Annotated in this window: 12 protein-coding genes; 9 read left to right on the top strand and 3 right to left on the bottom strand. The window is 70.4% G+C overall.

The features are described from left to right. Positions 1-1,452: 1,452 nt before the first annotated feature. Genes KMS84_RS05475 through KMS84_RS05455 form a run of 5 tightly spaced genes read left to right on the top strand, consistent with a single transcriptional unit; the run spans position 1,453 to position 6,391 of the window. The gene (locus tag KMS84_RS05475; RefSeq protein WP_256914889.1) at positions 1,453-2,349 is read left to right on the top strand and encodes a TauD/TfdA dioxygenase family protein; all 897 of its coding nucleotides are present in this window, start codon (positions 1,453-1,455) and stop codon (positions 2,347-2,349) included. After that, the gene (locus KMS84_RS05470; protein ID WP_256914888.1) at positions 2,346-3,236 is read left to right on the top strand and encodes an ABC transporter permease; all 891 of its coding nucleotides are present in this window, start codon (positions 2,346-2,348) and stop codon (positions 3,234-3,236) included. The genes KMS84_RS05475 and KMS84_RS05470 overlap by 4 nt, the downstream gene beginning before the upstream one ends. Next, positions 3,233-3,964: an ABC transporter ATP-binding protein gene (locus KMS84_RS05465; RefSeq protein ID WP_256914887.1), complete on the top strand. Its 732-nt coding sequence runs from the start codon at positions 3,233-3,235 to the stop codon at positions 3,962-3,964. The genes KMS84_RS05470 and KMS84_RS05465 overlap by 4 nt, the downstream gene beginning before the upstream one ends. A 46-nt stretch (positions 3,965-4,010) precedes the next feature. Continuing rightward, positions 4,011-5,069 (top strand): aliphatic sulfonate ABC transporter substrate-binding protein, encoded by a 1,059-nt coding sequence (locus KMS84_RS05460; RefSeq protein WP_256914886.1) that lies wholly within the window; start codon positions 4,011-4,013, stop codon positions 5,067-5,069. Continuing rightward, on the top strand, positions 5,066-6,391 hold the full coding sequence (locus tag KMS84_RS05455) for an LLM class flavin-dependent oxidoreductase (protein WP_256914885.1): 1,326 nt from the start codon (positions 5,066-5,068) through the stop codon (positions 6,389-6,391). The genes KMS84_RS05460 and KMS84_RS05455 overlap by 4 nt, the downstream gene beginning before the upstream one ends. 753 nt (positions 6,392-7,144) lie before the next feature. Here the strand turns inward: KMS84_RS05455 and KMS84_RS05450 are convergent. The 3 genes from KMS84_RS05450 to KMS84_RS05440 are packed head-to-tail and all read right to left on the bottom strand — an operon-like array spanning position 7,145 to position 9,476. Further along, positions 7,145-8,005, bottom strand: coding sequence for a phosphatase PAP2 family protein (locus KMS84_RS05450; RefSeq protein ID WP_256914883.1), 861 nt, complete (start codon positions 8,003-8,005; stop codon positions 7,145-7,147). Beyond that, entirely contained in the window at positions 8,002-8,820 is an 819-nt protein-coding gene (locus KMS84_RS05445) for a polyphosphate polymerase domain-containing protein (protein ID WP_256914882.1), read from the bottom strand. Before KMS84_RS05445 ends, KMS84_RS05450 begins: the two co-directional genes overlap by 4 nt. Continuing rightward, a complete protein-coding gene (locus KMS84_RS05440) occupies positions 8,817-9,476 on the bottom strand; it encodes a DUF4956 domain-containing protein (protein WP_256914881.1) in 660 nt (219 codons plus the stop codon). Before KMS84_RS05440 ends, KMS84_RS05445 begins: the two co-directional genes overlap by 4 nt. A 164-nt stretch (positions 9,477-9,640) precedes the next feature. On the opposite strand from KMS84_RS05440, the gene KMS84_RS05435 reads away from it, so the two are divergent. The 4 genes from KMS84_RS05435 to KMS84_RS05415 all read left to right on the top strand — a co-directional run bounded on the left by KMS84_RS05435 (position 9,641) and on the right by KMS84_RS05415 (position 14,130). Further along, positions 9,641-10,312, top strand: a complete 672-nt coding sequence (locus KMS84_RS05435) for a response regulator transcription factor (protein WP_256914880.1) — start codon at positions 9,641-9,643, stop codon at positions 10,310-10,312. Further along, complete coding sequence (locus KMS84_RS05430; RefSeq protein ID WP_256914879.1) at positions 10,309-11,682, top strand: sensor histidine kinase; 1,374 nt, start codon at positions 10,309-10,311, stop codon at positions 11,680-11,682. Before KMS84_RS05435 ends, KMS84_RS05430 begins: the two co-directional genes overlap by 4 nt. Positions 11,683-12,217: 535 nt before the next feature. Continuing rightward, the gene (locus KMS84_RS05420; protein WP_256914878.1) at positions 12,218-12,871 is read left to right on the top strand and encodes a response regulator transcription factor; all 654 of its coding nucleotides are present in this window, start codon (positions 12,218-12,220) and stop codon (positions 12,869-12,871) included. Further along, the gene (locus tag KMS84_RS05415) at positions 12,862-14,130 is read left to right on the top strand and encodes a sensor histidine kinase (RefSeq protein ID WP_256914877.1); all 1,269 of its coding nucleotides are present in this window, start codon (positions 12,862-12,864) and stop codon (positions 14,128-14,130) included. The genes KMS84_RS05420 and KMS84_RS05415 overlap by 10 nt, the downstream gene beginning before the upstream one ends. Positions 14,131-14,155 lie beyond the last annotated feature (25 nt).

The raw sequence follows: 14,155 nt of genomic DNA, 5'->3' as shown, positions 1-14,155 counted from the left end.
GGAGCGCGGCGTCAGCTCGCGGCGGAACAAGCCGTGGTGGTGACACGCACGTAGTCCACGTGGCGGCGGGTCACGAGCACGGTCATGCAGCCAGATAACCACAACGGCGGCGGTATTCACCAGCACAACGAGGATGTCTCGCGTCGCGCTCTGCGTGCCGGCCGCGCCGCTGCCCGTCGCTCTGGCCGTGACGCAGTTGATGTCCGGCGTCGCGGAGGGTTCACCGCCTCACCCCATCAGACCCAGGTACTTCAGCACGCTCCGGCAGAGGTGGCGGGAGTGGGCAGCGGAATCCTGCAGATGGGCCAGCGCATCGCCACGGCCGTCTGCCTCAGAGCCGTCCCCGCGGTGTACCTGCATGCCGCTTCCGGCCCGCCGGGAGCCAGCCACCCCGGGCCGGGTACGCGCTGGCCTCCTGTGTCTGTGTGGGCCTGCTCGCCGTGGCCCTGCCGCTGTCCCTGCTGCGCCGGGCCCGGCCGTTTCGCCCGTCGGTTCCACCGGGCCGGCTCGCTCCCCCGCTCCGCGAGACCACCTGACCACCCGTTCCACGGTGCCTCGTACCAGCCCCCTCCTCTCATCAAAGCCCGACCCGTGCGTTCGACCAGAACCCGGTCAGCCCTCGTCGTCCCGGGCGGGGCGGCGCCGCGGACCGCGTTCGTCGCCGCACCGCAGGTCCCGGCGGCCGTACCTACGCCCACTTCTCTCGCCCGGCACGACAGCCGAGACCATCGCGGCGGCCGGGACCTCCACCCAGGACCCCAACATCCCTACCTGGAAAATAAGTTGGCTGGCGTTTGCCCGGGCCCCCAGCAGTGACGAGCCGGATCTCGCGGGATGGCGGACGGCAGGGGAGTCGCCATGGGGGGCTCCTGTCCGGGAGAAGCGAAGCGGGCCGGGCGGGACGACCCGCCGGTGCGGCGCGCAGACGTCAGCCCCTGACGGGCGCGTCAAAGGCAGGTACGGCTGCCCGCAGTGTCCACGCCGGACCCGTGTCCGCGATGCGAGACCTGTCCGGAAAGTTATTGACCCACGTGGTGGACCTCTGCTGAACTCCCAGCCATGAACCCGCGCGTGGAGCTCACTCGGCGGCGCCACATCGATCTGGCGCACGTCTCCAGCGCGTTTTGTTGTCGCTGACCCGGTAAGTGGTCCCCGGCGGCAACCGGTACGCACCGAGGGTGCGTGTCGTGCGGAGGCGGTCCGAAACCGCTCATAACGCAGCGCCGCACCGCGGGATCGCCGTGACCGCCTCCTGAGCGACTGCTTCTCCGACCGCACTCCTGCGCGCTCTCCGCGCCGGCTGTCGTTCGGTCGCACTGCGTCGCCATCGCGCCGACGGCCCGAACTCCCGTCGATCGGCTCGCGAGTCGGCCTCTCACTCACTCTCTCCGCTCTCCGCACGGAGCACCCAGCGCTCAGCTGTGCGCCCACGTCCCCGAGAAGGACTTCCTCATGCCTGTGTCCATCCGTAAGCTCACCAGCCGTATCGGCGCAGTTGTGGAGGGCGTCGACCTCACGGAGACCCCCGATCTCCCGACGGTCACGGCGCTCCGTGACGCCCTCAACCTGCACAAGGCGATCGTCTTCGATCACGTCAGCCTCGACAACGCCGGCCAGGAGCGCGTGGCCCGGTGGTTCGGCGAACTCACCACCGCCCACCCGAACGTGCCGGCCGCCGACGGCACCAGGAACGTGCTCGCCGTCGACAGCGCGACGTCCAAGGCCAACGAGTGGCACACCGACGTCACCTTCGTGGTCAACCCGCCGCAGCTCACCACGCTCCGGTCGGTCGTGACCACGCCCTACGGCGGAGAGACGCTCATCGCCAACGCCGCCGCGGCCTACCTCGACCTGCCCGAACCGCTGCGCGTCCTCGCGGACACGCTGCGCGTCGTGCACACCAACCAGTACGACTACGCCCGCCCGACGAGCACGACCGCCCAGCGGCTGGAGTACGACCGCGTCTTCGTCTCCAAGCCCTACGAGGCGGGGCACCCCGTCGTGCGGGTGCATCCGCTGACGGGCGAACGCGGCCTGTTCATCGGCGGGTTCGCCAAGCGGATCGTCGGCCTGTCGAGCGGCGACTCGGCGGATCTGCTGCGCATCCTCCAGTCGTACGTGACCCGCCCGGAGAACATCCTGCGCTGGACCTGGTCCCCGAACCAGCTGCTGATCTTCGACAACCGGATCACCCAGCACTACGGCGTGGACAACTACGACGACCACCCGCGCCGCCTCAATCGTGTGACCGTCGCGGGAGAGGTGCCGGCCGGTGTCGACGGCCGCCGCAGCGAGCAGCTTGTCGGCGACGCCTCGCACTACAGCGGCCTGCTGGAGGTGGCGGCATGACCGAGCTCAGCCTCAGGGCGCCTGCCGTGACCCGGGGCCCGGACACCGGGACGGAGGTCGGGAGACGCGAGGTGTTCCTGCCGCGCGACACCCGCCGCCGGACGCCGCTCAGCACCCTCCGCGAGCGCCTTCGCTGGCCCCTCGGGGTCTACACGACTCCGGTCGCGATCCTCCTGGCCTGGGAGATGCTCGCGCGGGCCGCAGTGGTGTCCAAGACCTACGCTCCGGCACCGACCTCGATCGTGAAGTCCGCCGCCGATCTGTGGCAGCAGGGCGTCCTCGGCCCGGACCTGGCCATCTCGCTGCAACGGGCCGGCATCGGTCTCGCGATCGGGCTGACGGTCGGCATCGTCACCGGAGTGCTCGGTGGGCTGCTGCGCAGCGGTGAGTACCTGTTCAACGGCCTCGTGCAGGTACTCAACACCATCCCCCTGCTTGCGGTGCTGCCGCTGATGATCGTGTGGTTCGGCATCGACGAGCTCACCAAGGTGCTGCTGATCTCCTTCGGCGCCGGCGTGCCGATGTATCTCAACCTGTTCGCCGCGATCCGGGGCGTCGACCAGCGGCTGATCGAGATGGCGCGGACGACGGGCGCGGGCACCTGGCGCCTGGTGACGCGAGTGCTGGTGCCCGGGGCCCTCCCGGGGTTCCTGGTCGGCCTGCGGTTCTCCCTCGCGTACAGCGTGTTGGGCCTGGTCGCCGCGGAAACGGTCAACGCCGACAAGGGACTCGGCTTCCTCATCACTCAGGGTCAGACCTATCTCCAGACCAATCAGGTCTTCGTGGGGCTGGTGATCTACTCGCTCCTCGGTCTGCTCGCCGACCAGTTCGTCCGGGTTCTCGAGCGGGTGCTGCTGCGGTGGCGACCCAGTTATGAGGCGTCATGAGCAGCACGATCGCGACGGAGCTCCGCCGGCAGACCGGGGCTGTCGTCGAGCAGGTGGTCCGTCGCTTCGGTGACCGGGTGGTGCTCGACCACCTCGACCTCACCATCGCCGACGAGGAGTTGGTGATCCTGCTCGGCCCCTCCGGCTGCGGCAAGAGCACCCTTCTGCGTCTGCTCGCCGGACTGGACCGGCCCGACGCAGGGCGCGTGGAGGTCCCGGCGAAGCGAGCGATCGTCTTCCAGGCCGACCGGCTGCTGCCGTGGCAGCGGGTCCTGCCCAACGTCACCCTCGGCCTGCACGGACCCGAAGCGGAACTGCGGGCCCGCGACGTGCTCGCCGAGGTCGGACTCGCGGGCCGTGAGAAGGCATGGCCCAAGGAGCTCTCCGGTGGCGAGGCCCAGCGGGTGTCGCTCGCCCGGGCACTGGTCTCGGAGCCCGAACTCGTACTGCTCGACGAGCCGTTCGCCGCTCTCGACGCCATCACGCGGCTGCGCATGCACGACCTCGTACGCGCACTGCGGACCAAGCACCACGCCGCCATGCTGCTCGTCACCCACGACGTCGACGAGGCGATCGCCCTCGCGGACCGCGTCGTCGTCATGAGCAACGGCCGCATCGGCACTTCGCACGAGGTGAACCTCTCCGCCGCGGACCGCGAAGGGAGCATCGCACGCCAGGAACTCCGTGCCCGGCTCCTGGAAGACCTCGGCCTCGCCGGCCAGCACTGACCTTCCCCCAAAAACCCTCACCCAGCACAGAAAGCACTCACTTCCCATGCGTAAGAGAACCAGCAGGCTCATCGGCGCCGTCGGCTCGCTCGCTCTGGCGAGCACCCTCGCGGCCTGCGGATCGTCGTCGTCGGACACGGCCGCGCCGCTGAGCAACGCCGCCGACACGAGCGACGCCAAGCACCCCGAGTGGAGCAAGTACACCTTCACGATCGGCGACAACGGCGGTGACGGCAGCCAGGAGCTGGCGAAGCTGACCGGCGTGTTCGACAACGCCCCCTACCAGGTGAAGTTCGCCCGCTTCACCTACGGCCCGCCCCTCGTGCAGGCCGCTGCCTCGGGCGACATCGACCTCGGCAGCGTCGGCGACGTACCGCCGATCACCGGCGCCGCGAAGGAGTACGGCTTCAAGGTCGTGGCTGTCAACCGTTCCCTCACGCCCGACCAGGCGGTGGAGAACATCATCGTGCCGAAGGGCTCGAAGCTGAAGACGACGGCCGACCTCAGGGGCAAGAAGATCGCTGTCCCGCAGGGCAGTTCGGCCCACGGTCTGGCCCTGAACGCGCTGAAGAGCGTCGGCCTCACCCCCAAGGACGTGAAGCTGGTCTTCCTCGACCCGGCGGCGGGCGCCACGGCGTTCAACACGGGCAAGGTGGACGCCTGGTCGATCTGGAACCCGCAGTCCGCGATCGCGGTCAAGAACGGCGCACGGATCCTGGTGAAGGGTCTCCCGCCGATCGACCAGACGAGCAGCTATTACGTCGCCAGTGACACCTCGCTGAAGGACAAGACCGAGCGAGCTGCTCTCACGGACGTCCTGAAGAGGCTGTCGCGGGCGTTCGCCTGGGGCGTCAAGAACCCCGACAAGTACGCGCAGGCGCTCTCGAAGGAGCAGGGCATCCCCCTGGCCGACGCGAAGGCGTCGCTGGCCGCCTACTCGAACCGGGTGACCCCGGTGGAGCAGTCGGACATCGATCTGGAGCAGCAGCTCGCCGATGCCTTCCTGGAGGCGGGTCAGATCACCAAGAAGGTCGACGTCAAGGCGATCACCGACAACCTTCTCCCGGCCGGCTACGACAGCTCCAAGCTGAAGGTCACCTCATGAGCGGGAGACGGCGGCTGCATCTCAACGCCTTCCTCATGGAAGCGGGTCACCACGAGGCGGCGTGGCGGCTCCCGCACAGCAATCCCCGCGCGGACTTCGACCTGCGGCACTGGATCGAACTGGCCCAGCTGGCGGAGAGCGCCAAGTTCGACTCGCTGTTCCTCGCGGACGGCCCGGCCCTCATCGGCACCGGCGAGTTCCGGCCGCCGGGCCAGCTCGAGCCATTGACCCTGCTGACCGCGCTGTCCCAGGCGACCAGCAGGATCGGCCTCATCGCGACCGTGTCCTCGACCTACAACGAGCCGTACAACCTGGCCCGCCGGCTCGCGTCCGTCGACCATGTCAGCGGCGGCCGCGCCGGCTGGAACATCGTCACCTCGGCCGGGGCCGACGAGGCCGCCAACTTCGGCCTCGACAACCGCCCCGACCACGCCGAACGCTACGCCCGTGCCGACGAGTTCCTGAGGGTCGCCAAGGCGCTGTGGGACAGCTGGGAGTCCGAGGCCGTCGTCGCGGACAGGGCCACCGGACGCTACGCCGACCCCGAGCGGTTGCACCGCATCGACCACCAGGGCAGACACTTCAAGGTGGCCGGCCCCCTCAACGTCGAGCGTCCACCGCAGGGTTACCCGCTGCTCGTCCAGGCCGGTTCCTCCGAGGACGGAAAGGACTTCGCGGCCCGCCACGCCGAGGCGATCTTCACCGCCCACACGACGTACGAGCGCGCCGCCGCCTTCTACGCCGACATCAAGGCACGGACCACGGCCGCGGGCCGAGACCCGGACGGCGTCATCGTCCTGCCCGGCATCGTCCCGTACATCGGGTCTACCGAGGAGGGAGCACGGGCGCTTGCACGGCAGTTCGACGAGCTGCGCGTCCCGGAGTATGGGCTGCGCCAGCTGGCCGCCGTGTTCGAGACCGAGCCGTCGGCCTTCGCACTCGACGAGCCCCTGCCGGAGTTCATCCTCGCCAGGCCGAAGCTGGAAGGCTCGCAGAGCCGTTCCGACCTGATCATCGATCTCGCGGTGCGCGAGCGGCTGACGGTCCGGCAGATCATCTCGCGGCTCGGCGGCGGGCGCGGCCACTTCGAGTTCGTCGGCACGCCCGAGCAGATCGCTGACACGATCATCGCCTGGTTCGAGGGCGGTGCCGCGGACGGGTTCAACATCATGGCTCCCGCCCTGCCGTCGGGCCTCGAGGCCTTCGTCGAGCACGTGCTGCCGATCCTGCGCGGCAAGGGGCTGTTCCGCGAGGAGTACGAGGGCACGACCCTGCGTGAGCACTACGGGCTCCCGGTCCCCGCGAACCAGTTCCATGGCTGACCCGCTCGCGACTCCCGCCGCTTCCCGGAGCGGCGGGAGTCCGCTCGCGCCGCGGGTCGAGGGCCTTCGCAAGACCCACGAAGCCGGCTTCGCCGCGGTGGCCGGGATCGACCCGGAGATACCGGAGGGCGCCTTCTTCGGCCTGCTCGGCCCGAGCGGCGCCGGGAAGACCACGCTGCTCGGCTCGGTGCAACATCGTCCGACCCACCGCCGGCCACCCTCTCCATCTGCGGCCACGACCACCGCCGCCGTAAGGCCCGCAGGCATCCCAGGCGAGGTACCCGGGTGCGGGCGGCCGGAAGTCGACGATCGCGGCCACCTCGTCGTTCCTGAACAGGACGTTGGGGCGGCCGGCTACCGATGTCCCTGTGGTCCTACGCACCGCGGGTGAGCGACAAGCCATCTTGGAGGACGTCGAGCACACCATGGCCTCGCTTGCCCCGCTGACCGTCCAGACCCTGCACGGCGACATGGCCCCGTTGTCGGTCACATACGACGAGGACACCAGTGGTCAACTCGCGTGCCCCGCCGGGCGTTGAGGTCAACGAACCACAGTGCCCACGAAGCGTGCACGGTGTTTTGCTCTGCCCTCGGTGGGCAGTGTGCAGAACCGCGGCACTCAGGCCGTCCCGCTCATCGTGCTCACTCCCGTCGTCACGTCCCCTGGGGGGGGCACCTCCGACGGTAGACCTGTACCTGAGTACCGCAAGCAAGTCCGGCGGTCTGTGGCCGGACGGAGCGACAGCCGACCAGTCAGTGGCCGCTGACAGCGAGTTCGTAGTCGCCGATCAGATCGCCGAGGAGGGTACCGGCGATGAGGTCGCTGGGGAGGTGGCCGGCCATGTAGAGGCGGGAGTAGAGGACCTCGGCGCGCATCCACTCGTAGTCCTCTGCGCGGTGCGGGGAAAGGGCGCCGAGGAAGGTGACGGCAGCGGCGGAGCGGGCGGCGTGCCGGGAGGGATAGGAGTACGGGCCCTTCGCACCGGGCTTGATGTGCTTCTCCGGGCGCAGACTCGGGTCCAGAACGAAGGGAGCGGACTGCTTGTCCTTGGCGGCCAACTGGTCGCTGATCGTCTTGGCCAGCTTCAGGGCCGCCTTGAGTTCGGTCTTCTCGGCCTTGCCCTGCGCTGCGGGGATCAGTTCGCGCTGGTCGTGGAGGAAGAGCTTCCAGATGTCCGTCTTGCCGTGGAGCTCCAGCCAGGTCGCGGCCTTCTTCCCGGCTGCCGTGCGGGTCTTGGCGAGTACTTGGATCTGGTGGAGTTCGGCGGTGCGCTGCGTGGCCGAGGGCGGTGCCGGGACCTGCTGGGCCGCCCACGCGGCGAACGCCTTGTCGTCGCGGGTGCTCCCGTGCGCGAGCTTCCACTGCGCGAACAGGGCATCGGCCTTGGCGCGTTGAGTCACGGCCTGGTGAGCGACCGCGGCGATCTGGGCGTCGGTGAAGAGCTTGGGCGGCGGGTTCTGCTTGATCAGCACCGTCGCGCCAGGGTTCTTCTTCGCGGATGTGGAGGCGGCGGCCGGGAGCAACTGCGGTCGCAGCAGGCCAACGGCGGCAGCGGCGACGGCGAGCAGCGCGATGACGGCGTACGGCCATTTGATGCCGCGCAGGGCGTTCATGCGGCGGAGTTCCTTTCGAGGACAGGCTGCGTGCTCGCCTGTGCGGTGAAGTGGGCACGGGTGAGGCGGCGTAGGTCGTTGTCGGGCAGGCCGGGGGTGAGCAGGGCCTGTCCGATGACGTATTTGCTCAGCGACACCGGGCGGGCGCCCAGACTCAGCAGCAACCGGTCGGCCGGGGCGGGCCGGGCGCCGCCCTTGGTCTCGACGAGCACCCGGCCGGAATCGAGTGCGGCGGTGCGGTCGCTGCGGTGGCAGGTGAGGTGGCCGTCGAGGGTGACGCGGGTGCCGTTCTCCAGGTCGGCGAGGGCCGCACGGACATAGCGGACCTCGGCGGAGGGGACCAGCTTCCTGGCCATGGCGGGGATGCCTGACCCGGCCAACGTCTTGTCCACGAACTCTGCGGTCTGCGTGTCGAGTTCGCCGTACGCGGTGGCCGGGACCTTCAGAGCGTGCTTCAGCGTAGCGCCACGGCCGTCCTTGGTCTTCACCTCCACCCGGCACAGTTCGTCCTCCGCGTACAAACGGGTGCGGACCTTCCAGCGGCGCCGGCGCTGTTGGACGTGGGCGTGCCAGGCGGCCAGCTGTTCGGTGTCGAAGTACGTGCTGAGGTAGCTGGTCGTACGGCGTCCCGCCAGGTCGAGGACATGGTGGGTGTCCGCCAGCCGGGCTACGAAGGTGCGGGCGCGGTCGAGGGGGAGCAGGTACTTGCGGTCGGTGCGGTGCTGGAGAGCCGCAGCCGCATCGACCTCCGCCAGCGTGGCGCCGCACAGAGCCGACAGGCCCAGGCCGGCCGTGAGAGAGGACGCAGCGGTCACGTGAGCACCACCGGCTCGCGCGGTTCTCCATCCGTTTGGCCTGTGGGCTCGTCCGGTCCGGCGGGGTAGCGGGCGGAGACACGCGTGGTCTCGCGGACGTAGTCCACCTCGTCCACGACCACCGACAATGGGGCCTGGCCGAAGCGGAACGCCACGTCCTGGGCGATGAGCGCGGGCTCGGGATAGAGCCGGTCGAGGGTGAGTTTCACGATCCGGGTCGCAGGCTCGTACCTGCTCGGGTCGTCGACGACCAGGACCGCCACGAGGACCGCGGCGGTGAGCGCGACGACGAGCCAGGTCTGGCGGTGCGGGAGCCCGGTGTTCAGGGCGATGACCAGCGCGACGAAGGTGTAGGCGACGTCGCGGAGGGTGAACGCCGCGCTGCGCAGCCGGACCAGGGAGAGGATGCCGAACAGGCCGAAGCCGACCCCGGCGGGGAACTTCCCGGAGCTGATGGTGCTCATCGCCGCGAACAGGCCCACGTTCAGTGAGGCCAGCACCAGCGGCATCGCCGTCGCGCTGGGACGGCGCCGGTAGAGCCAGCCCACCAGGAGCATCAGAGCGATGACGTCGAGAGCGCCGCGGGTCATCAGGTCGGCGGGCGCTATGTGGTCGGTGATGTCCTTGGCGGCGAGCACCGGGACCGACGTGTGCATGGAGAGTCCCTTCCGCCACGGCACGTCGGACGGCGGACCAGTCGCGGCCCGCGGAGCACCGCGACAGGAACCACGCTAGAGATGCCGCATGAACAGACCATGAAGGATCTCCGACACCCGACACCCGACACCCGGCATCCGGTCGGGCGGCTAGCCTGACCGGCATGCACTATCTGGTCGTCGACGACGAGACACGCCTCACGGACCTGGTCGTCCACTACCTCACCGAGTCCGGCCACACCGCCGAGGGTCGCTACGACGGCCCGAGCGGACTCGCCGCCGCCCGCGATCCGCGCCTGGACGCCGTGGTCCTCGACGTGATGCTGCCCGGTCTGGACGGCCTTCAGGTGTGCCGGGCCCTGCGCGGCGAGGGCATCGACGTGCCGGTGATCCTGCTCACCGCGCGCGGCGCGATCAGTGAACGCGTGTCCGGCTTGGACGCCGGCGCCGACGACTACGTCGTCAAGCCGTTCGCCATGGAAGAGCTGCTGGCCCGGCTGCGGGCCCTCTCCCGGCGCCGCCCGGACGCGTCCGGGCGCCTCCAGGTCGGCGACCTGGTCCTGGACCCCGAGCAGCGGCGGGCGTGGCGGGCGGACACCGAACTCGACTTGTCCCGGCGGGAGTTCGATGTTCTGCGGGTTCTGATGGCGAACGCGGGGCGGGTGGTCACCCGCCTGCAGCTGCTGGAGGAGGTCTGGGACGGCGAAACCGACCTGCGCAGCAACGCCATCGACGTTCACGTCTCCAAGGTGCGCGCCAAGGCCGACCGTGCCTTCAGCCGGACGACGATCACGACCCTGCGTGGGCGCGGCTATCGTCTCGAGATCGCCCCGTGACGCTGCCCGGCCGGCCGTGGGCCTGGTTTCGGCGGCTGCCCGTGGTCACGCGCCTCGTGCTGGCGGTCGCCGTCACCATGTCGCTGGTCCTGGCCGGCGCGGCGGGCCTGGTGTACTGGCGGGTCAAGACAGCCCTGGACCAGCAGCTGAACGACGACCTGAGCACGTACCAGCACAGCCTGGACCAGGCCGTGCGCCGCGAGGCCGCGCTCCCGCCGGGCCCCAGCGGCAGCCTCCAACAGGTCCTGGACGCGCACGGCCGCATCCTGCGCTCCAGCGACGCCCTGCGCCACCGGCTGCTGCTCACGCCCGCCGAACTGAGCGCCGCCACACACGGCGCCACCGTCCGGCGTGACGTCGGCTCCCTGCTGCCGATCACCGCGGACACCCTGCGTCTGCAGGCCAGGCGCGTCACCGCCGGCGGACAGATCCGGATCGTGATCGCCGCGGTCCGGCGCGGCCACCGCGACGAGGCACTGCGCGAACTCCTCGCCCAGCTCGCCCTCGCCTCCGGCCTGACCCTGATCGCCGCCTCCTACGTCGGCTACCGCACCGCCCGCGCCGCCCTGCGCCCGGTCGAGCGATACCGCAGCGGCGCCGCCACCCTCGCCGACGGCACTCAGCATCTGCGCCTGGACGTGCCCGGCGACCGGGACGACGAGATCACCCGCCTCGGCCACACCCTCAACCACATGCTCGACCGCCTGGAGGCGGCCGCCGAACGCGAGCGCCGGTTCGTCGCGGACGCCAGCCACGAACTGCGCACCCCGCTCACCCTGATCCGCGCCGAACTCGACGTCGCCCTGCACCGCCCCCGCTCCGCCGGCGAACTGACCGACACCCTGCGTGCCATGGACAGCGAGGTCCAGCGTCTGATCGACCTGTCCAACGCGCTGCTGGACCTGGAGGAACTCGGCAGCACCGACCACCTCACCCGAGCCCCCGTATCCCTCCCCGGCCTCGTCGACGCCGCGCTCGCCGCGCACCAACGAACCGCCGAACGGGCCGCGCGCGACCTGACCGCGGAGGCGGCCGAGGTGACCGTCCATGTGGATGCGCGGTGGCTGAGGCCCGCCATCGGCAACCTGGTCGACAACGCCTTGCGCCACGGCCACGGGAGCGTCCGTCTCACGGCTGCTGTCCACGAGGGCAGGCTGAGGCTGTGCGTGACGGACGAGGGGAGCGGCTTCCCGCCGGAGTTCCTGCCCCGGGCATTCGAACGCTTCGCCCGCGCCGAGGCAAGCCGTACCAGCGAGGGATCCGGCCTCGGGCTCGCCTTCGTGCAGGCGGTGGCCACCGCCCACGGCGGCACCGCACACGCTGCCAACACCGAGCACGGCACCACCATCACCCTCGACGTGCCCTGCTGACCGCCGCCGATCCGGCAGGCGCGGCGGCGACGTACGGTGGCACATGGCCCCGCCCCTCCTGGGAACCCACCCTCCTCGCCCCCGGCGCCCTCGCCGTCCGTGGACGCATCAAACGCTGACCGCTCTGTGCGAAAGACATCGGGCTCGTGGCGGTGGGTTGTGGGGGCTGGCCCGGACTTCAGCGTGTTGACGGCCCCGTCAGGGCCTGCCCGACTGACCGGTCGGGCGGTCCGCCGTGACCAGCCACGCCGTGCTGCGCAGCCGGACCGTTCCGTCTGCTGCCTCGTGGGCTTGCAAGTGGTCCGTCAGCGTGCGGCGTGCGCTCTCGTGCGGTCGTGTCGGCCCTCTGGGTTATGAGCCCAGCGAGCTACCGGGCTACTCCACCCCGCGTCGGCAGGACCAGTGTTCGTCAACAGCCAGCCACGTTGCTCGGGTTTTTTCCGGGGCACCATGTGCTGAGAGGCGCCCTTCCTCGGCGTCACGGGCCTGGCCAGGGCAGATGGAGTATTGAGAGGCGAGAACCTAGGGTCGGCACGTGGCTTTCATCCTGGTGTGCGAAGACGACGGGGCGGTTCGCGGCATCCTCAGGCGTGCCCTGGAGCACGACGGTCACACCGTTTCCGTCGCCGCCACGGCAGACAGCCTGCTGCGGCAGCTCGCACCGGTGCCCCAGCTGGTCGTCCTGGATCTCGGGCTGCCGGACGCCGACGGCCGCGATGTCTGCCTGGCTCTGAGGGCTCGCGGCGTCGACGTGCCGGTGCTGATGCTCACCGCCCTGGACGGTCTGCATCACAAGGTGGGCGGCTTCGAGGCGGGCGCCGACGACTACATGACCAAACCTTTCGACATCCCGGAACTGCTGGTCCGCGTCCGGGCGCTGCTGCGCCGGGCCATCGTGGCGCCCGCATCGCACGAGGTCGTCCTCGATCCGGCGAAGCACATGGTGACCTACGATGCGGCGAGCATGAGCCTGACCCCGACCGAGTTCCGTCTGCTGGGCCGCCTGATCGCCTCGCAGGGCGACGCGGTGCGCCGCCATGCCCTCGTCGCCGCCGGCTGGCCGCACGGGGCGCACGTCAGCGACAACACCCTCGATTCCTATGTGCGCCGGCTGCGGACGAAGCTCGGTCCGCTGGGCGTGGCCGGGCGCCTGGCGACGGTCCGCGGTGTGGGTTACCGATGGCAGTGACGGGATTCCGCAGAAGCGTCGTCGCGCTCACCGTCCTGATCGCCACCGCCGTGGTCGCCATCCTGGTCGTCGTCTCGCACGTGCTCCTGAGCAGGGTGACGGACGCCGACGCGCACGATCTGGCCCGTACACGCGCCGAGGCGGTCGCGGCGAACGTCACCGCCAAGGGCGGCCGTGTCGTGCTCACGGAGAACGGCAGCGAGGCGCTGGACGAGGTCGCCTGGGTGTATGCCGACGGCCGCCTGGTCGACGGCAACGTACCGGCGAGCATGGCCGGGCGGGTCGAGGAGCTGGTGGACTCGGGGCGCTCGCAGACCGCGACCGTCGGCGACTCTCTCCTGTACGCGCGGCAGGTCCCCGTCGACGGCCACCACGTGATGGTGGTCGTCCGGGTGGACCTCACGCCTTATGAGACGTCCGAGCAGCGCAGTCTGACCTTGTCGCTGATCCTGGGCGGCCTCACGATCGTCCTCGCCGGCGGTGTCGCGCATCTCGTGGTGCACCGCGCGCTGCGGGTCGTGCACGAAATGGCCGCCCTCGCCGACGACTGGGGCCATCACGAACCCGGGCGCCGCTTCGACCTCGGCGTCCCCCGCGACGAGTTCGGGGAACTGGGACAGACCCTGGACCGCCTCCTGGAGCGCGTCGACAACGCGTTGGCGGACGAACGCCGGCTCACCGACGAGATCGCCCACGAACTGCGGACACCGCTCACGGTCCTGCGGGGCGAGGCACAGCTGGCTCAGCTGTCCGGCGACCCGGTGCCGCCAGAGGCGGTACTGAGCGAGGTCGACCGCCTCGACGCGGCGATCACGACGATCCTGCGCGCCGCACGCGCCCGCACGGACGAGGGGACCCGGTGCGATCTGCGCTCCGCCGCGCGGCAGGCGATCGGGGATCGCGCGGTCGAGGTCGCTTTTCCCGCGAAGATCGAGGTGGCCGTGGCGCCCGACGTCGCCGTGTCGCTGCTGTCCCCCCTGCTCGAGAACGGCCTGCGGCATGCGCAGACGCGTGTGTGGATCACCGCGCGCAACCAGGGTGCGGCCGTCGTGGTCGATGTCCTGGACGACGGCCCGGGCTTCGATTCCGCGGACGTCGAGCGGGTCTTCGAGGCGGGTGTGACCGGCGGCGACGGATATGGGCTGGGGCTGCCGGTGGTGAGGCGCATCGCCGCCTCGGCCGGTGTGGAGGTCCGTGCGATCGCGGACGGCCGCGGGCATGTCGAGGTGACGCTCCCGGCCGTGCGTGCGATCACGTAGTCAGGTTGCTTGCAGGTTCCCCGCG

This window comes from Streptomyces hilarionis (assembly GCF_024539675.1).
GTDB classification, from domain to species: Bacteria; Actinomycetota; Actinomycetes; order Streptomycetales; family Streptomycetaceae; genus Streptomyces; species Streptomyces hilarionis.
Note: the sequence above shows the minus strand (reverse complement) of the source record. Positions and strands in the feature narration are given on the sequence as shown.

Excerpts from the sequence above, each read along its gene's own strand:
- KMS84_RS05470 (WP_256914888.1), top strand. The coding sequence starts at position 2,346 with ATGACCGAGCTCAGCCTCAGGGCGCCTGCCGTGACCCGGGGCCCGGAC.
- KMS84_RS05440 (WP_256914881.1), bottom strand. The coding sequence starts at position 9,476 with ATGCACACGTCGGTCCCGGTGCTCGCCGCCAAGGACATCACCGACCAC.
- KMS84_RS05450 (WP_256914883.1), bottom strand. The coding sequence starts at position 8,005 with ATGAACGCCCTGCGCGGCATCAAATGGCCGTACGCCGTCATCGCGCTG.
- KMS84_RS05465 (WP_256914887.1), top strand. The coding sequence starts at position 3,233 with ATGAGCAGCACGATCGCGACGGAGCTCCGCCGGCAGACCGGGGCTGTC.
- KMS84_RS05415 (WP_256914877.1), top strand. The coding sequence starts at position 12,862 with ATGGCAGTGACGGGATTCCGCAGAAGCGTCGTCGCGCTCACCGTCCTG.
- KMS84_RS05435 (WP_256914880.1), top strand. The coding sequence starts at position 9,641 with ATGCACTATCTGGTCGTCGACGACGAGACACGCCTCACGGACCTGGTC.
- KMS84_RS05460 (WP_256914886.1), top strand. The coding sequence starts at position 4,011 with ATGCGTAAGAGAACCAGCAGGCTCATCGGCGCCGTCGGCTCGCTCGCT.
- KMS84_RS05455 (WP_256914885.1), top strand. The coding sequence starts at position 5,066 with ATGAGCGGGAGACGGCGGCTGCATCTCAACGCCTTCCTCATGGAAGCG.
- KMS84_RS05475 (WP_256914889.1), top strand. The coding sequence starts at position 1,453 with ATGCCTGTGTCCATCCGTAAGCTCACCAGCCGTATCGGCGCAGTTGTG.